Source organism: Escherichia sp. MOD1-EC6475, assembly GCF_003046645.1.
Classification (GTDB): domain Bacteria; phylum Pseudomonadota; class Gammaproteobacteria; order Enterobacterales; family Enterobacteriaceae; genus Escherichia; species Escherichia ruysiae.
On the sequence record NZ_PZKQ01000003.1, the window covers coordinates 25,502 to 43,048 of the forward strand.

At 51.4% G+C, this 17,547-nt stretch carries 13 protein-coding genes and 1 pseudogene; 10 read left to right on the top strand and 4 right to left on the bottom strand.

The annotated features are described in order from the left end of the window. Positions 1-240 precede the first annotated feature (240 nt). From fruB to A7589_RS00700, 6 genes are all read left to right on the top strand, one after another. Positions 241-1,371 (top strand): fused PTS fructose transporter subunit IIA/HPr protein, encoded by a 1,131-nt coding sequence (fruB, locus tag A7589_RS00675; RefSeq protein WP_000487238.1) that lies wholly within the window; start codon positions 241-243, stop codon positions 1,369-1,371. Then, on the top strand, positions 1,371-2,309 hold the full coding sequence (gene fruK, locus A7589_RS00680; RefSeq protein WP_000091270.1) for a 1-phosphofructokinase: 939 nt from the start codon (positions 1,371-1,373) through the stop codon (positions 2,307-2,309). Before fruB ends, fruK begins: the two co-directional genes overlap by 1 nt. Positions 2,310-2,325: 16 nt before the next feature. Continuing rightward, positions 2,326-4,017, top strand: coding sequence for a PTS fructose transporter subunit IIBC (fruA, locus tag A7589_RS00685; protein WP_000854431.1), 1,692 nt, complete (start codon positions 2,326-2,328; stop codon positions 4,015-4,017). 423 nt (positions 4,018-4,440) lie between these two features. Beyond that, positions 4,441-5,382: a pseudouridine kinase gene (locus tag A7589_RS00690; protein WP_001208149.1), complete on the top strand. Its 942-nt coding sequence runs from the start codon at positions 4,441-4,443 to the stop codon at positions 5,380-5,382. Next, positions 5,370-6,308 (top strand): pseudouridine-5'-phosphate glycosidase, encoded by a 939-nt coding sequence (gene psuG, locus A7589_RS00695; RefSeq protein WP_001292438.1) that lies wholly within the window; start codon positions 5,370-5,372, stop codon positions 6,306-6,308. The genes A7589_RS00690 and psuG overlap by 13 nt, the downstream gene beginning before the upstream one ends. A 92-nt stretch (positions 6,309-6,400) precedes the next feature. Then, entirely contained in the window at positions 6,401-7,651 is a 1,251-nt protein-coding gene (locus tag A7589_RS00700) for a NupC/NupG family nucleoside CNT transporter (protein WP_000353892.1), read from the top strand. Between the two features lie 70 nt (positions 7,652-7,721). Here A7589_RS00700 and A7589_RS00705 read toward each other — a convergent pair. After that, positions 7,722-8,420 (bottom strand): annotated as a pseudogene (locus A7589_RS00705) (transcriptional regulator YeiL). Between the two features lie 128 nt (positions 8,421-8,548). On the opposite strand from A7589_RS00705, the gene rihB reads away from it, so the two are divergent. Beyond that, positions 8,549-9,490, top strand: a complete 942-nt coding sequence (rihB, locus tag A7589_RS00715) for a ribosylpyrimidine nucleosidase (RefSeq protein ID WP_000415411.1) — start codon at positions 8,549-8,551, stop codon at positions 9,488-9,490. A gap of 54 nt (positions 9,491-9,544) precedes the next feature. Here the strand turns inward: rihB and A7589_RS00720 are convergent, their stop codons facing one another. From A7589_RS00720 to A7589_RS00730, 3 genes are all read right to left on the bottom strand, one after another. Continuing rightward, the gene (locus A7589_RS00720; protein WP_105282577.1) at positions 9,545-10,633 is read right to left on the bottom strand and encodes a sugar kinase; all 1,089 of its coding nucleotides are present in this window, start codon (positions 10,631-10,633) and stop codon (positions 9,545-9,547) included. A 2-nt stretch (positions 10,634-10,635) separates the two neighbouring features. Beyond that, the gene (gene nfo, locus A7589_RS00725; RefSeq protein ID WP_000873880.1) at positions 10,636-11,493 is read right to left on the bottom strand and encodes a deoxyribonuclease IV; all 858 of its coding nucleotides are present in this window, start codon (positions 11,491-11,493) and stop codon (positions 10,636-10,638) included. 73 nt (positions 11,494-11,566) lie between these two features. Next, positions 11,567-12,616, bottom strand: a complete 1,050-nt coding sequence (locus A7589_RS00730; protein WP_000182062.1) for a YeiH family protein — start codon at positions 12,614-12,616, stop codon at positions 11,567-11,569. A 98-nt stretch (positions 12,617-12,714) separates the two neighbouring features. Here A7589_RS00730 and yieE point away from each other — a divergent pair, with 98 nt between their 5' ends. The 3 genes from yieE (at position 12,715) to cirA (ending at position 17,546) form a co-directional block, all read left to right on the top strand. Next, a complete protein-coding gene (gene yieE / locus A7589_RS00735; RefSeq protein ID WP_000548303.1) occupies positions 12,715-13,596 on the top strand; it encodes a DNA-binding transcriptional regulator YeiE in 882 nt (293 codons plus the stop codon). Positions 13,597-13,800: 204 nt separating this feature from the next. Further along, the gene (lysP, locus tag A7589_RS00745) at positions 13,801-15,270 is read left to right on the top strand and encodes a lysine-specific permease (protein WP_000253268.1); all 1,470 of its coding nucleotides are present in this window, start codon (positions 13,801-13,803) and stop codon (positions 15,268-15,270) included. 284 nt (positions 15,271-15,554) lie between these two features. Next, complete coding sequence (cirA, locus tag A7589_RS00755) at positions 15,555-17,546, top strand: catecholate siderophore receptor CirA (protein WP_000489285.1); 1,992 nt, start codon at positions 15,555-15,557, stop codon at positions 17,544-17,546. Position 17,547 lies beyond the last annotated feature (1 nt).

Consider the following 17,547-nt stretch of genomic DNA (forward strand, 5'->3'; position numbering starts at 1 on the left):
CGCTGCTGAAATGAAATTGCTGACAACGGATTCTCCTGTCAGCAATTAGGAAAAATGACAAAAAATTGTGCAGCACATCAAACTTTTGGTCATAACTTTACAGCTTCCCTTGCGTGCTGAAACAGAAGTATTATGCTTTCTTGAAACGTTTCAGCGCGATCTTGTCTTTAACCCTAAGCCAGGTTGGCGCTTTTTTCTCATAGAGGCTGAATCGTTTCAATTCAGCAAGAGAGGAGAACTATGTTCCAGTTATCCGTACAGGACATCCATCCGGGCGAAAAGGCCGGAGACAAAGAAGAGGCGATTCGCCAGGTCGCTGCGGCGCTGGTGCAGGCCGGTAATGTAGCTGAAGGCTACGTCAATGGCATGCTGGCGCGCGAGCAGCAAACCTCAACGTTCCTCGGCAATGGTATTGCCATTCCCCACGGCACCACCGACACCCGCGATCAGGTGCTTAAAACCGGCGTTCAGGTGTTTCAGTTCCCGGAAGGCGTCACCTGGGGTGACGGTCAGGTGGCGTACGTGGCGATCGGTATTGCCGCCAGCTCGGACGAACATCTGGGTCTGCTGCGCCAGTTGACCCACGTACTGAGCGATGATTCCGTTGCTGAACAACTGAAGTCAGCCACCACAGCAGAAGAACTGCGTGCGTTGCTGATGGGCGAAAAGCAGAGTGAACAGCTGAAGCTCGACAACGAAATGCTGACGCTGGATATCGCCGCCAGCGATCTGCTGACTCTTCAGGCGCTGAACGCTGCGCGTCTGAAAGAAGCGGGGGCCGTTGACGCCACCTTCGTCACCAAAGCCATCAATGAACAGCCGCTGAATCTCGGACAGGGCATCTGGCTGAGCGATAGCGCCGAAGGCAACCTGCGTAGCGCGATTGCGGTAAGCCGTGCGGCAAATGCTTTTGATGTGGACGGCGAAACGGCAGCCATGCTGGTGAGTGTGGCAATGAATGACGATCAGCCCATCGCTGTTCTTAAGCGTCTCGCCGATCTGTTACTCGACAATAAAGCTGACCGTTTGCTGAAAGCGGATGCGGCAACATTGCTGGCACTGCTGACCAGCGATGATGCGCCGACTGACGACGTGTTAAGCGCGGAGTTTGTGGTGCGCAACGAACACGGCCTGCATGCTCGTCCAGGCACCATGCTGGTCAATACCATTAAACAATTTAACAGTGATATTACCGTGACAAACCTTGATGGCACCGGCAAACCGGCAAACGGACGTAGTCTGATGAAAGTTGTGGCACTTGGCGTTAAGAAAGGTCATCGCCTGCGCTTTACCGCTCAGGGGGCGGATGCTGAACAGGCACTGAAGGCAATTGGCGACGCCATCGCCGCAGGTCTTGGGGAGGGCGCGTAATGAGCAGACGTGTTGCTACGATCACCCTCAATCCGGCGTATGACCTTGTTGGTTTCTGCCCGGAAATTGAACGCGGCGAAGTGAACCTGGTGAAAACCACCGGTCTTCATGCGGCGGGTAAAGGTATCAACGTTGCCAAAGTTCTGAAAGATCTGGGTATTGATGTCACCGTTGGCGGCTTCCTGGGTAAAGACAATCAGGACGGATTTCAGCAACTGTTCAGCGAGCTGGGCATTGCCAACCGTTTCCAGGTTGTACAGGGGCGTACCCGCATTAACGTTAAGCTGACGGAAAAAGACGGCGAAGTCACTGACCTCAATTTCTCGGGGTTTGAAGTCACTCCTGCCGACTGGGAACGCTTTGTGACTGATTCTCTGAGCTGGCTCGGTCAGTTTGATATGGTCTGTGTCAGCGGCAGCTTACCGTCAGGCGTCAGCCCGGAAGCATTCACCGACTGGATGACTCGCCTGCGTAGTCAGTGTCCTTGCATTATCTTTGATAGTAGCCGCGAAGCATTAGTGGCAGGTTTGAAAGCGGCACCGTGGCTGGTGAAACCTAACCGTCGCGAGCTGGAAATCTGGGCAGGCCGTAAACTGCCTGAAATGAAAGATGTCATTGAAGCTGCACATGCGCTACGTGAACAAGGTATCGCGCATGTCGTTATTTCACTGGGTGCCGAAGGCGCGCTTTGGGTTAATGCCTCCGGCGAATGGATCGCCAAACCACCGTCAGTCGATGTCGTAAGCACTGTTGGCGCAGGGGATTCCATGGTTGGCGGCCTCATTTATGGCTTGCTGATGCGTGAATCCAGTGAACACACACTGCGTCTGGCAACGGCTGTTGCAGCCCTGGCGGTCAGTCAAAGCAATGTGGGTATTACCGATCGTCCGCAGTTGGCCGCAATGATGGCGCGCGTCGACTTACAACCTTTTAACTGACAGCAGGAGAGGCATAATGAAAACGCTGCTGATTATTGACGCTAATCTCGGTCAGGCACGCGCCTATATGGCGAAGACCCTGCTGGGCGCGGCGGCGCGAAAAGCAAAACTGGAAATCATCGACAATCCGAACGACGCTGAAATGGCGATTGTTCTGGGTGATTCCATCCCGAACGACAGCGCGCTGAACGGTAAAAATGTCTGGCTGGGCGATATTTCCCGCGCAGTCGCGCACCCTGAGCTGTTCCTGAGTGAAGCCAAAGGCCATGCGAAGCCTTACACTGCGCCGGCCGCTGCGACAGCACCGATTGCCGCCAGCGGCCCGAAACGCGTGGTTGCGGTGACTGCTTGCCCAACTGGCGTAGCACATACCTTTATGGCTGCTGAAGCCATTGAAACCGAAGCGAAAAAACGTGGCTGGTGGGTGAAAGTTGAAACCCGTGGCTCCGTTGGTGCGGGTAACGCGATCACGCCTGAAGAAGTGGCAGCAGCGGATCTGGTGATTGTGGCAGCAGATATCGAAGTGGATCTGGCGAAATTTGCCGGTAAACCGATGTATCGCACTTCTACCGGTCTGGCGCTGAAGAAAACGGCGCAGGAGCTGGATAAAGCGGTTGCTGAAGCGACGCCTTACGAACCGGCGGGCAAAGCTCAAACGGCAACCACTGAAGGTAAGAAAGAGAGTGCAGGCGCGTACCGTCACTTGCTGACAGGCGTTTCCTACATGCTGCCAATGGTGGTTGCGGGTGGTCTGTGTATCGCGCTTTCCTTTGCTTTTGGTATCGAAGCGTTTAAAGAGCAAGGGACGCTGGCGGCGGCGCTGATGCAGATTGGCGGTGGTTCAGCCTTTGCGCTGATGGTGCCGGTACTGGCGGGGTACATTGCCTTCTCCATTGCCGATCGTCCGGGTCTCACGCCGGGTCTGATTGGCGGTATGCTGGCGGTCAGCACAGGTTCTGGCTTCATTGGCGGGATTATTGCGGGCTTCCTGGCGGGTTACATCGCGAAGTTAATCAGTACGCAACTGAAACTGCCACAGAGTATGGAGGCGCTGAAACCGATTCTGATCATTCCGCTGATTTCCAGTCTGGTGGTCGGTCTGGCGATGATCTACCTGATCGGTAAACCGGTTGCTGGCATCCTCGAAAGTCTGACTCACTGGCTGCAAACCATGGGTACTGCGAATGCGGTTCTGCTGGGCGCGATCCTCGGTGGCATGATGTGTACTGACATGGGCGGTCCGGTAAACAAAGCGGCGTACGCGTTTGGTGTTGGTCTGCTGAGTACCCAAACCTATGGCCCGATGGCGGCGATTATGGCGGCAGGTATGGTGCCACCGCTGGCAATGGGTCTGGCAACAATGGTGGCGCGTCGCAAATTCGACAAAGCGCAGCAGGAAGGCGGCAAAGCGGCTCTGGTACTTGGCCTGTGCTTTATTTCGGAAGGTGCAATTCCGTTTGCTGCCCGTGATCCGATGCGAGTGCTGCCGTGCTGTATCGTTGGTGGGGCGCTGACTGGCGCAATCTCAATGGCGATTGGTGCGAAACTGATGGCACCGCACGGTGGTCTGTTTGTTCTGCTGATCCCTGGCGCCATTACGCCGGTACTGGGTTACCTGGTGGCAATTATTGCTGGTACGCTGGTGGCGGGTCTGGCCTATGCCTTCCTGAAACGTCCGGAAGCGGACGTTGTGGCGAAAGCAGCATAATAAAACGTGAACTACAGGGCAGAAATTTTCTGCCCTGTATCATTTGATGAGTGCAAGATGAGTGATAAATTGTTGACGGCAATTCTATGATTTTGAATGGTTTTATTTTCCAATAGAAAGCTGACACTCTCATCAAACAGTAACGTCATTTCCTCAAGGGCAGATTAATTTCTGCCCTTTTTTATTGTTTCCGTTCTGTGCATCACTTCACAATTTCTTCGCTTTTTCTAAAACCGCCAATAATAGCGTTTTGTGAGCCTGTTCAAATCTGCTCATTTTGCCCCTCTGGCGGTAATTTACTTTAAGTAAAACATGCATACTATGAGCACATGTTTAAATATGAACACATGTTTAAACCGTCTTTGCAGTACCTATATTCTTGTGGATTGACAGAGTTGGTAATTTTTTACCAGGGGACGTGCTATGCGCGAAAAGGATTATGTCGTAATTATAGGTTCGGCGAATATTGATGTCGCCGGATATTCACATGAATCATTAAACTATGCGGATTCAAATCCAGGGAAAATAAAATTTACTCCCGGTGGAGTAGGGCGCAATATCGCACAAAACCTCGCATTGCTGGGGAATAAAGCCTGGCTACTGAGCGCAGTAGGCAGTGATTTTTATGGTCAATCGCTGCTAACGCAAACCAATCAATCCGGCGTTTATGTCGATAAATGTCTGATTGTGCCAGGGGAAAATACGTCGAGCTATTTATCATTACTCGATAATACCGGTGAAATGCTGGTTGCTATAAATGACATGAATATTAGCAACTGTATTTCAGCGGAATATCTCGCACAGCACCGTGAATTTATTCAGGGGGCTAAGGTCATTGTCGCAGACTGTAATATCAGTGAAGAGGCATTGGTCTGGATTCTGGACAATGCCGCCGACGTACCGGTATTTGTCGATCCGGTTTCGGCCTGGAAATGCGTCAAAGTACGTGAGCGATTAAGTCAAATTCACACCCTGAAGCCAAACCGTCTGGAAGCAGAAACCCTGAGCGGGATTGCGCTTTCCGGAAGTGAAGATGTGGCAAAGGTTGCCGCCTGGTTCCATCAACATGGCCTGAACCGATTGGTTCTGAGCATGGGTGGCGATGGTGTTTATTACAGTGATATCAGCGGCGAAAACGGCTGGTCTGCACCGATTAAAACCAATGTCATTAATGTTACCGGAGCGGGCGATGCCATGATGGCGGGACTTGCTTCGTGTTGGGTAGACGGAATGCCGTTTGCCGAATCTGTTCGTTTCGCACAGGGATGTTCGTCAATGGCGCTCTCCTGTGAATACACCAATAACCCCGATTTATCGATTGCCAACGTTATATCGTTAGTGGAGAACGCAGAATGTCTGAATTAAAAATTTCCCCTGAATTATTACAAATTTCCCCGGAAGTGCAGGACGCTTTAAAAAACAAAAAACCGATTGTGGCGCTGGAATCGACCATTATCTCTCACGGGATGCCGTTCCCGCAAAACGCCCAGACCGCAATTGAAGTAGAAGAAACTATTCGTCAACAGGGCGCTGTACCAGCCACTATCGCTATTATTGGCGGCGTGATGAAAGTGGGCTTAAGCAAAGAAGAAATTGAATTGCTGGGTCGTGAAGGACATAACGTAACGAAAGTTAGCCGTCGCGATTTACCTTTTGTTGTTGCTGCCGGAAAAAATGGTGCAACCACCGTTGCTTCCACCATGATTATTGCTGCGCTTGCAGGAATTAAAGTATTTGCCACCGGCGGTATTGGCGGTGTTCATCGCGGGGCGGAAAATACTTTCGATATTTCCGCCGATTTACAGGAACTGGCGCACACTAATGTCACCGTAGTTTGTGCCGGAGCAAAATCTATTCTCGATTTAGGCTTAACCACCGAATATTTAGAAACTTTCGGTGTGCCGTTGATTGGTTATCAGACCAAAGCATTGCCTGCGTTTTTCTGCCGCACCAGCCCGTTTGACGTCAGCATTCGTCTCGACAGCGCCAGTGAAATTGCCCGTGCAATGGCGGTGAAATGGCAAAGCGGGCTGAACGGTGGCCTCGTGGTAGCGAACCCGATCCCGGAACAGTTTGCTATGCCGGAACACACTATCAATGCGGCGATCGATCAGGCGGTAGATGAAGCTGAAGCTCAGGGAGTCATTGGTAAAGAAAGTACGCCATTCCTGCTGGCGCGCGTTGCTGAACTGACTGGCGGTGACAGCCTGAAATCCAACATCCAGTTGGTGTTTAACAACGCCATTCTGGCGAGCGAAATTGCCAAAGAATACCAGCGTCTCGCGGGTTAATTTCTGACGGGCAGAAAGCCGTCGCCCGTACTCATCATACATACCGAAACCTGGCGCTGGCGCCGGGTTTACGGGCATGAAGGGAAATCATTATGGATATAATGAGAAGTGTTGTGGGGATGGTGGTGTTACTGGCAATAGCGTTTGTGTTGTCAGTGAATAAAAAGAGCATCAGTTTGCGCACGGTTGGAGCCGCGCTGCTGCTGCAAATCGCCATTGGCGGCATTATGCTCTACTTCCCACCGGGAAAATGGGCGGTAGAACAGGCAGCATTGGGCGTCCATAAAGTCATGTCCTACAGCGATGCGGGTAGCGCCTTTATTTTTGGTTCGCTGGTGGGGCCGAAAATGGATGTCCTGTTTGATGGCGCGGGCTTTATCTTCGCCTTTCGCGTACTTCCGGCGATTATTTTCGTTACTGCGCTCATCAGTCTGCTGTACTACATTGGCGTGATGGGACTGCTGATCCGCATTCTTGGCAGTATTTTCCAGAAAGCCCTCAACATCAGCAAAATAGAATCTTTTGTCGCGGTCACCACCATTTTCCTTGGGCAAAACGAGATCCCGGCGATCGTTAAACCGTTTATTGATCGCATGAATCGCAACGAGTTGTTTACCGCAATTTGTAGCGGCATGGCATCTATTGCCGGTTCGATGATGATTGGTTATGCCGGAATGGGTGTGCCGATTGACTATCTGTTAGCTGCATCGCTGATGGCGATCCCCGGCGGTATTTTGTTTGCGCGTATTCTTAGCCCGGCGACCGAGCCTTCGCAGGTGACATTTGAAAACCTGTCGTTCAGCGAAACGCCGCCAAAAAGTTTTATCGAAGCAGCGGCAAGCGGTGCGATGACCGGACTGAAAATTGCCGCAGGTGTGGCGACGGTGGTGATGGCGTTTGTGGCGATTATTGCGCTGATCAACGGCATTATCGGTGGAATTGGCGGCTGGTTTGGTTTTGCCAATGCCTCTCTCGAAAGTATTTTTGGCTATGTGCTGGCACCGCTGGCGTGGATCATGGGCGTGGACTGGAGTGATGCCAATCTTGCGGGTAGCCTGATTGGTCAGAAACTGGCGATTAACGAATTTGTCGCTTACCTGAGTTTCTCGCCATATCTGCAAACGGGCGGCACGCTGGACGTGAAAACAGTTGCCATTATCTCCTTTGCGCTTTGTGGTTTCGCTAACTTTGGTTCTATCGGTGTTGTCGTTGGGGCGTTCTCGGCTATTTCGCCAAAACGCGCGCCGGAAATCGCCCAGCTTGGATTACGTGCGCTGGCAGCGGCTACGCTCTCCAACCTGATGAGTGCGACCATTGCCGGGTTCTTTATTGGGCTGGCGTAATGCTCGATTTGTAAGCCGGATAAGACGCGTCAAGCGCCGCATCCGGCTATCGCGCTATTGCAAATAATTTTTACTGCATCATCCCGGAGAATTTATTCTCCGGGTCCATCTCCAGCGCCAGTCCCAACAACTGCTTTCTGTTTTTAATCAGATACCCTTTCTTATTTTTAATTAATAAACCGTCGTGAATGAATTGTGCGAGAACATATAAAAGGTGTCGGTAAGAAACGCCTAAATACTCTGCCGCTTGCGTATGCTTTTCGTGATAAAGTTCACCTTCCTGCGAGAGTAATATAAATGCTGCCAGGCGATTCACTAACGGAAATGATTGATTCTGAGTTAAAGAAATAATATTGCGATAATTTTTATGACTTAAGGCGACGCAGAGTTTTCGTAAAAATAGCGTGTCGTTTAATAATAGCGGGCGGTAGTGTTTCATGGGGAGCGCAATACACCAACACTCTTCAATAGCCTGCACCGCACGCGGTTCATGGTCTTTATCGATTAACTCAATCTCGCCAATAAAACAGGGCGCGGCAAAGAAATCAATCAGCGACACGCGTCCATTGGCAAGCGTGGCGTAAAGCCTGGCGCGGCCTCGCGTCAGATAAAACAGCTAGGACGGCTGTTGCCCTTCCTGCACAATGTAGTCACGCGCTAAAAAATGAAACAGCCGCGTATCGGCTGAAACATCCGTTGAAAAGCACTCATTAAATGCGGACTCACCAATCAGTTGCTGTTTAAGTTCATTATTGTGGATTTCTTTCACGATGTTTATCCGCTATGAGATTTCTCATATTTAGCATACGTACGCTGTTGTTAAGATTCAATCATCGGCCGGTCGAATTTTCTTTGCTGTAGAAAAAATAACGCAACTTGAAACAGGGGAAATAAACAATGGAAAAGAGAAAAATTATTCTGGATTGTGATCCGGGTCATGATGATGCTATTGCCATAATGATGGCCGCGAAACATCCGGCGATTGATTTATTAGGTATTACCATTGTGGCGGGTAATCAGACGCTTGATAAAACATTAATTAATGGCCTGAATGTTTGTCAGAAACTGGAGATTAATGTTCCGGTTTATGCAGGGATGCCGCAGCCCATTATGCGTAAACAAATTGTTGCTGATAATATTCACGGCGAAACCGGTCTGGATGGCCCGGTGTTCGAACCGCTGACTCGTCAGGCAGAAAGCACCCATGCGGTGAAATACATCATTGATACCCTGATGGCAAGTGAAGGCGATATCACTCTGGTGCCGGTAGGGCCGCTTTCAAACATCGCCGTGGCGATGCGTATGCAACCGGCGATCCTGCCAAAAATCCGTGAAATTGTGCTGATGGGTGGCGCTTACGGAACAGGTAACTTCACGCCGTCTGCCGAGTTCAACATCTTTGCCGACCCGGAAGCCGCACGCGTGGTGTTCACCTCCGGCGTTCCGTTGGTGATGATGGGCCTCGATCTCACTAACCAGACCGTGTGTACCCCGGATGTGATTGCGCGGATGGAAAGGGCGGGCGGCCCTGCTGGCGAGCTGTTCAGCGACATCATGAACTTCACTCTCAAAACGCAGTTCGAAAACTATGGCCTGGCTGGCGGTCCGGTGCATGACGCCACCTGTATCGGTTATCTAATCAACCCTGATGGTATTAAAACCCAGGAAATGTACGTCGAAGTGGACGTCAACAGCGGCCCTTGCTACGGGCGTACCGTCTGCGACGAGCTGGGCGTTCTCGGCAAGCCCGCTAATACCAAAGTCGGCATCACCATCGATACCGACTGGTTCTGGGGATTAGTCGAAGAGTGCGTGCGCGGCTACATCAAAACCCACTAAGTGTTGATAACAAGGCCGGATGATACGCGTCAAGCGTCGCATCCGGCAGCATTGTTACACCATCGGCACTAATGAAAGCGCGTTATCGGCAGACAGGGTAGGGTTATTTATGCTGCCGCTGGCGCGCGAAATTGCCGCGCAGGCCATCGCAAAACGGGCGCTGTCACGGAAACTGTTTCCTTCCAGAAAGCTATACACCAGGCCTGCCATAAAACCATCGTCGGCACCAAAACTGTCCACCGTCGTATGCGTTGGCGCAGTCAGCAAAAATTGCTCGCCATCCTTTTCGCTGCAATAAACGGATTCATCGGGCAAATAAACAAACAGTTGCTGAACACCTTGCTGATGCAACGCATTCACTGCGGCATTACGGTCAGCATCGCTGGTGATCGCCTTTCCCCATAAAATTTCCAGTTCCTGCAAAGTGGGTTTCAGGGTGTGAATATGCGCCAGCCAGTGTTTGATTTTGCTCGCTTTGAATTCTGAAACGGTATCGACAAATACCGGGATTTCATCGGCGAGGGTAAAGACCCACTCCAGCGCCTCGGCAGTCAGGTTGCAATCTGCCAGTACCACGCCCGCATGACGAAGTAAATCACGTGATCCGTTCAATAATTGCGGCGTTAACTGTTCCAGCAGATGGGTATCATTAATCGCCAATACGGTTTGTTCGTCTTGATTGGCAATTGCCAGATACGTCGATGTGCTTTGACCATGTAAACGAACGCAACCAGAGACATTCACCCCGGCACGGCGCGTCTCTTCTAAGAGCATCTCGCCATAAAAATCATCGCCAATCACCGAGAGTAAATGGACGTCGCGGCCTAACAATGCCAGATTGTGGGCGATATTGCGCCCAACGCCGCCTGCCGAACAATGAATCGTACCGGGATGAGAAGCTGCTTGCGGATAACGGATATCCGCCATCCCGCGAATATCCATATTGATTGTCCCCACCACTACGCAGTATTCCTGCTCAGTGAGAATGTAACCTTTGCCTTTAATCCGCCCTTTGCGCATTAAATCCATAATATGCGCCGCAACGCGCGAACGGCTAATTTGCAGCATGTCAGCAATTTCATTCTGCTGAATCAGCGGGTTACGCCGTAAAATTGCAAGGATCTCCTTTTCCCGGTTATTCATCTTCAGGCTACCGCTTTTTCAGTTTGTTGCGCTTTTAGCCAGGCGATCTCTTCTGCCCAGATATCCGGGTTGATGGTTTCAAGGATCAGCGGAATGCCGTCGAAACGGTCGTCCTGCATGATCCAGCGGAACGCATCATGACCGATATTGCCTTCACCGAGGCTATGATGGCGGTCAACGCGGCTGCCAAAGGTGCTTTTCGCATCGTTGAGGTGCATCCCACGCAGATATTTAAAGCCGACAATACGGGCAAAATCCGCGAACGTTTTTTCGCATTCGGCAGGAGTACGCAAATCATACCCGGCTGCGAAAGCATGGCAGGTATCAATGCAGACGCCAACGCGGGATTTATCTTCCACACCGTCGATAATCGCCGCGAGATGTTCGAATTTAAACCCTAAGTTGCTGCCCTGACCGGCGGTATTTTCAATCACCGCTGTCACGCCTTGTGTTTTATCCAGCGCAATGTTGATGGATTCCGCAATGCGCGCAAGGCAATCCTCTTCTGAAATCTGCATCAGATGGCTGCCAGGATGGAAGTTGAGCAAAGAAAGTCCCAGTTGTTCGCAACGCTGCATTTCATCTATAAACGCATCGCGTGATTTTTCCAGGGCTTCAGCGACCGGATGTCCGAGGTTAATCAGATAACTGTCGTGGGGAAGAATTTGCGCCGACGTGTAGTGATATTTTTCACAGGCGGCTTTGAATTCATCGATGGTCTGTGTCGTGAGGGGGGCGGCACGCCACTGACGTTGATTTTTGGTGAACAAGGCAAACGCGGTTGCGTCAATTTCGGCGGCGCGAATTGCGGCATTTGCCAGACCGCCAGCAGCACTAACGTGCGCTCCAATGTATTTCATGTGTGGACTCCTGTTAAACCCGCTGGAGGAAAACGGTAATGATAGCGGGTTAACAGGAGCAAGATGTAGTGGTTTATGCGATGACGCTTTGAATTACATAGTTAATCGCAGCACCACCAACAATCAGCCAGGCAAACAGTACCAGTGCCATCAGCAGAGGTTTCGCCCCGGCTTTTTTCAGCGCGCTGACGTGAGTAGTCAGACCCAGCGCCGCCATCGCCATTGCCAGCAGGAAGGTATCCAGCGTTACCAGCATGTTCACCACGCTCTGCGGTAACAGGTGGAACGAGTTAAAGATGGCAACCACGATGAACAGGATGGCAAACCACGGAATGGTGATTTTGCTTTTCTCGCCGCCATTAGCCCCAGACAGCTGTTTAACACGTGCCGCCAGCAGGATGAGGAACGGAGCCAGCATCATCACGCGCAGCATTTTGGAAATAACTGCTGCGTTTTCTGCATCCGGGCTGATGGCATGACCTGCCGCCACCACCTGCGCCACTTCGTGCACAGTAGAACCAATGTAGATACCGAAAGTTTCCGGACTAAACCATTGAGACATCAGCGGATATATCGCCGGGTAGAGGAAAATCGCGACGGTCCCGAAGATAACGACGGTTGCAACAGCCACGGTCACTTTACTGGCTTCCGCTTTCACTACCGGCTCAGTCGCCAGAACCGCCGCAGCACCACAAATACTGCTACCGGCACCGATCAACCAACTGGTGTGCTTATCCAGGCCAAACACTTTCTGCCCCAGGAAGCAGGCCAGCAGGAAGGTGCTGGACAGTGTCAACACGTCAATGATGATCCCACTGATACCGACATCGGCAATTTGTGAAAACGTCAAACGGAAACCGTAAAGAATAATACCCAGACGTAGTAAATGTTGCTTGGCAAACAGCACACCGCCGTCACAGCTTTTCCAGATATGCGGATATACTGTGTTACCTAAAACCATCCCCAACAAGATTGCGAGAGTGAGGGCACTAAACCCGGCACCCGCAACAGCGGGAATGGAACCACCCCACAGGGCGACCCCGGTGATAACTGCACTCAGGGCTAACCCCGGAATGAAATGCCACAGTGTACGATGTTGTTTCTGTAAGGTGATATTCGTCATAACCCTCTCCTTTATCCGGGCATAAGGTTACGACTAACTGGTTTAAAAATAAAATTGATTATATATTTATAATTAATCTTTATAAGTGGTAAGCGACTATGCACATCACCCTTCGACAGTTGGAAGTTTTTGCAGAAGTATTGAAAAGTGGATCCACCACCCAGGCGTCGGTGATGCTGGCGTTGTCGCAATCAGCAGTGAGCGCGGCGTTGACCGATCTGGAAGGGCAGCTAGGCGTGCAACTGTTTGATCGCGTGGGTAAAAGACTGGTGGTCAATGAGCACGGACGGCTGCTTTACCCGCGTGCGCTCGCGTTGCTGGAACAGGCCGTCGAAATCGAACAACTGTTTCGCGAAGACAACGGCGCGATTCGTGTCTACGCCAGTAGCACCATTGGTAATTACATCCTGCCCGCAGTTATCGCCCGTTATCGCCATGATTACCCGCAGTTGCCGATTGAACTTAGCGTTGGTAACAGCCAGGACGTGATGCAGGCGGTGCTGGATTTCCGCGTTGATATTGGCTTTATTGAAGGACCATGCCACAGCACTGAAATCATTTCTGAGCCGTGGCTGGAAGACGAGCTGGTGGTTTTCGCCGCGCCGACTTCGCCGTTGGCTCGTGGTCCGGTCACCTTAGAACAACTGGCCGCTGCGCCGTGGATCCTACGCGAACGCGGTTCCGGCACGCGGGAGATTGTCGATTATCTGTTACTGTCGCATTTACCGAAATTTGAGATGGCGATGGAATTAGGTAACTCCGAAGCTATCAAACACGCGGTGCGTCATGGGTTGGGAATTAGCTGCCTGTCGCGACGGGTAATAGAAGATCAATTACAGGCTGGCACATTAAGTGAAGTTGCTGTCCCTCTACCGCGCCTGATGCGTACGTTGTGGCGTATTCATCATCGGCAAAAACACCTTTCCAACGCGCTACGGCGCTTTCTGGACTATTGCGATCCCGCTAATGTGCCGCGTTAAGTCGCGATACAGGAACATGCTGGTGCTGTGTCGATTTCGTGACGCAGCGCCAGCGTCATGCATTCGCCAGAAAAGAGATTGGCTGCTTTACTTATAATTCCTGGGCGATCATGAAGGTCTCTTATAAAAGCGCATTTCTACCGGAAGGATTGCAAATCGTCTGCTACAATCGCGCCTCATTTTTAAGATGGATAGCATTTTTGTATGGTTTCCGAAACTAAAACAACAGAAGCGCCGGGCTTACGCCGTGAATTAAAGGCGCGTCACCTGACGATGATTGCCATTGGCGGCTCCATCGGTACGGGTCTTTTTGTTGCCTCTGGCGCAACGATTTCTCAGGCAGGTCCGGGCGGGGCGCTGCTCTCGTATATTTTGATTGGCCTGATGGTCTACTTCCTGATGACCAGTCTTGGCGAACTGGCGGCGTATATGCCGGTTTCTGGTTCGTTTGCGACTTACGGTCAGAACTATGTGGAAGAGGGCTTTGGCTTCGCGCTGGGCTGGAACTACTGGTACAACTGGGCGGTGACTATCGCCGTTGACCTGGTGGCTGCGCAGTTAGTCATGAGCTGGTGGTTCCCGGATGTTCCCGGTTGGATCTGGAGTGCGCTGTTCCTTGGCGTCATTTTCCTGCTGAACTACATTTCGGTCAGAGGCTTTGGTGAAGCGGAGTACTGGTTCTCACTGATCAAAGTCACAACAGTGATTATCTTTATCGTCGTCGGCGTGATGATGATTATCGGTATCTTCAAAGGCGCGCAGCCTGTGGGCTGGAGCAACTGGACGATAGGTGAAGCACCGTTTGCCGGTGGTTTTGCGGCGATGATCGGTGTGGCAATGATTGTCGGCTTCTCCTTCCAGGGAACCGAACTGATTGGTATTGCTGCGGGCGAATCTGAAGATCCTGGGAAAAATATTCCGCGTGCGGTGCGTCAGGTATTCTGGCGAATCCTGCTGTTCTATGTGTTTGCGATTCTGATCATCAGCCTGATCATTCCGTACACCGATCCAAGCCTGCTGCGTAACGACGTGAAAGACATCAGCGTCAGCCCGTTCACGCTGGTGTTCCAGCACGCGGGGCTGCTTTCTGCGGCGGCGGTGATGAACGCGGTCATTCTGACTGCAGTACTGTCGGCGGGTAACTCCGGTATGTACGCATCTACCCGTATGCTTTACACCCTGGCGTGTGACGGAAAAGCGCCGCGTATTTTCGCCAAACTGTCACGTGGCGGTGTACCGCGTAACGCGCTGTATGCCACGACGGTGATTGCCGGTCTGTGTTTCCTGACCTCCATGTTTGGTAACCAGACGGTGTATTTGTGGCTGCTGAACACCTCCGGGATGACAGGCTTTATCGCCTGGCTGGGGATTGCTATCAGCCACTATCGTTTCCGTCGCGGCTATGTATTGCAGGGACACGACATTAACGACCTGCCGTACCGTTCGGGCTTCTTCCCGTTGGGACCGATCTTCGCTTTCATTCTGTGTCTGATTATTACCCTGGGCCAGAACTACGAGGCGTTCCTGAAAGATACCATCGACTGGGGCGGCGTAGCGGCAACGTATATAGGTATCCCGCTGTTCCTGGCCATCTGGTTTGGTTACAAGTTGATTAAAGGAACCCACTTCGTGCGTTACAGCGAAATGAAGTTCCCGCAGAACGATAAGAAATAAGTCTCCTCCCTTCCTTGTTAAGCCCTCTCAACCGAGAGGGCTTTTTCTTTTCCTTGATATTCATGCGGATATAAAATTTAACAATTGAATTGATAATTGTTATCGTTTGCATTATTGTTACGCGGAAATCAAAAAAGGCTGACAAATCAGAGGCTGTTCAGGCTTTCTGGAGTGATCTCCTGCCTATAAAAAGTCCACCGCGATGCTGCCGTACGCAAGGGGACGTGAAGAAGATGTGAGCGATAACCCATTTTATTTTCGTAGTTACCTCATGGAGATATGGAATGTTTAGGTTGAACCCTTTCGTACGGGTCGGGCTGTGTTTGTCCGCAATTTCTTGTGCATGGCCTGTGTTGGCGGTTGATGATGATGGCGAGACGATGGTTGTCACCGCATCTTCCGTTGAACAAAACCTTAAAGACGCACCTGCCAGTATCAGCGTCATTACCCAGGAAGACCTGCAGCGTAAACCAGTACAGAACCTGAAAGATGTCCTCAAAGAAGTGCCGGGCGTACAACTGACTAACGAAGGGGATAACCGCAAGGGCGTCAGTATTCGTGGGCTGGACAGCAGTTACACGCTGATTCTTGTCGATGGTAAACGCGTTAACTCCCGCAATGCTGTCTTTCGCCACAATGACTTTGATCTGAACTGGATCCCGGTTGATTCCATCGAACGTATTGAAGTGGTACGTGGCCCGATGTCCTCGTTGTACGGTTCTGATGCGCTTGGCGGCGTGGTCAATATCATCACCAAAAAAATCGGTCAAAAATGGACGGGCACTGTTACGGTCGATACCACCATTCAGGAACATCGCGATCGTGGTGACACGTACAACGGTCAGTTCTTCACCAGCGGGCCATTAATTGACGGTGTGCTGGGAATGAAAGCCTACGGCAGCCTGGCGAAACGTGAAAAGGATGACCCGCAAAACTCAACCACCACTGATACCGGAGAAACACCGCGTATTGAAGGATTCTCCAGCCGCGACGGCAATGTCGAATTTGCTTGGACGCCGAATCAAAATCACGATTTTACCGCCGGTTACGGTTTCGACCGTCAGGATCGTGATTCCGACTCGCTGGACAAAAACCGCCTGGAACGCCAGAACTACTCTGTCAGCCATAATGGTCGCTGGGATTACGGCACCAGCGAACTGAAATATTACGGCGAGAAAGTCGAAAACAAAAACCCTGGCAACAGCAGCCCAATTACCTCTGAAAGCAATACCGTTGATGGCAAATACACGCTGCCGCTGACGGCGATTAATCAGTTTGTCACGGTTGGCGGTGAATGGCGTCACGATAAACTTAGTGATGCAGTAAACCTGACCGGTGGCACCAGCACCAAAACGTCTGCCAGCCAGTACGCGCTGTTTGTGGAAGATGAATGGCGGATCTTTGAGCCGCTGGCGCTGACGACCGGCGTGCGTATGGATGATCATGAAACCTACGGCGATCACTGGAGCCCGCGTGCCTATCTGGTCTATAACGCTACCGACACCGTTACCGTGAAAGGTGGCTGGGCAACGGCTTTTAAAGCGCCTTCTTTGTTGCAGCTTAGCCCTGACTGGACGACAAATTCCTGCCGTGGTGCATGTAAAATTGTCGGCAGCCCGGATCTGAAACCAGAAACCAGCGAAAGTTGGGAACTGGGGCTTTACTACATGGGTGAAGATGGTTGGCTGGAAGGGGTTGAATCCAGCGTGACTGTTTTCCGCAACGATGTGAAAGATCGTATTAGCATCAGCCGCACGTCTGACGTTAACGCTGCACCGGGTTACCAGAACTTTGTCGGTTTTGAAACGGGCGCTAACGGACGACGGATACCGGTATTCAGCTACTACAACGTTAACAAAGCGCGAATTCAGGGCGTGGAGACTGAGTTGAAAATTCCGTTCAATGACGAATGGAAGCTGTCACTCAACTACACCTACAACGATGGTCGTGATGTCAGCAATGGCGAAAACAAACCGCTTTCCGACCTGCCGTTCCATACCGCTAACGGTACGCTGGACTGGAAACCGCTGATGCTGGAAGACTGGTCATTCTATGTTTCTGGTCACTATACCGGACAGAAACGTGCCGACAGTGATACGGCCAAAACGCCTGGTGGCTATACGATCTGGAATACCGGCGCGGCCTGGCAGGTGACCAAAGACGTCAAACTGCGTGCGGGCGTGCTGAACCTGACTGATAAAGATCTCAGTCGTGACGACTACAGCTATAACGAAGACGGACGTCGTTACTTTATGGCGGTGGATTATCGCTTCTGAT

Bases quoted from the DNA above. Each gene is read 5' to 3' on its own strand.
- A7589_RS00730 (WP_000182062.1), bottom strand. From the start codon at position 12,616: ATGACGAATATCACCTTACAGAAACAACATCGTACACTGTGGCATTTC.
- nfo (WP_000873880.1), bottom strand. From the start codon at position 11,493: ATGAAATACATTGGAGCGCACGTTAGTGCTGCTGGCGGTCTGGCAAAT.
- fruK (WP_000091270.1), top strand. From the start codon at position 1,371: ATGAGCAGACGTGTTGCTACGATCACCCTCAATCCGGCGTATGACCTT.
- fruA (WP_000854431.1), top strand. From the start codon at position 2,326: ATGAAAACGCTGCTGATTATTGACGCTAATCTCGGTCAGGCACGCGCC.
- A7589_RS00720 (WP_105282577.1), bottom strand. From the start codon at position 10,633: ATGAATAACCGGGAAAAGGAGATCCTTGCAATTTTACGGCGTAACCCG.
- A7589_RS00690 (WP_001208149.1), top strand. From the start codon at position 4,441: ATGCGCGAAAAGGATTATGTCGTAATTATAGGTTCGGCGAATATTGAT.
- A7589_RS00700 (WP_000353892.1), top strand. From the start codon at position 6,401: ATGGATATAATGAGAAGTGTTGTGGGGATGGTGGTGTTACTGGCAATA.
- lysP (WP_000253268.1), top strand. From the start codon at position 13,801: ATGGTTTCCGAAACTAAAACAACAGAAGCGCCGGGCTTACGCCGTGAA.
- cirA (WP_000489285.1), top strand. From the start codon at position 15,555: ATGTTTAGGTTGAACCCTTTCGTACGGGTCGGGCTGTGTTTGTCCGCA.
- psuG (WP_001292438.1), top strand. From the start codon at position 5,370: ATGTCTGAATTAAAAATTTCCCCTGAATTATTACAAATTTCCCCGGAA.
- yieE (WP_000548303.1), top strand. From the start codon at position 12,715: ATGCACATCACCCTTCGACAGTTGGAAGTTTTTGCAGAAGTATTGAAA.
- fruB (WP_000487238.1), top strand. From the start codon at position 241: ATGTTCCAGTTATCCGTACAGGACATCCATCCGGGCGAAAAGGCCGGA.
- rihB (WP_000415411.1), top strand. From the start codon at position 8,549: ATGGAAAAGAGAAAAATTATTCTGGATTGTGATCCGGGTCATGATGAT.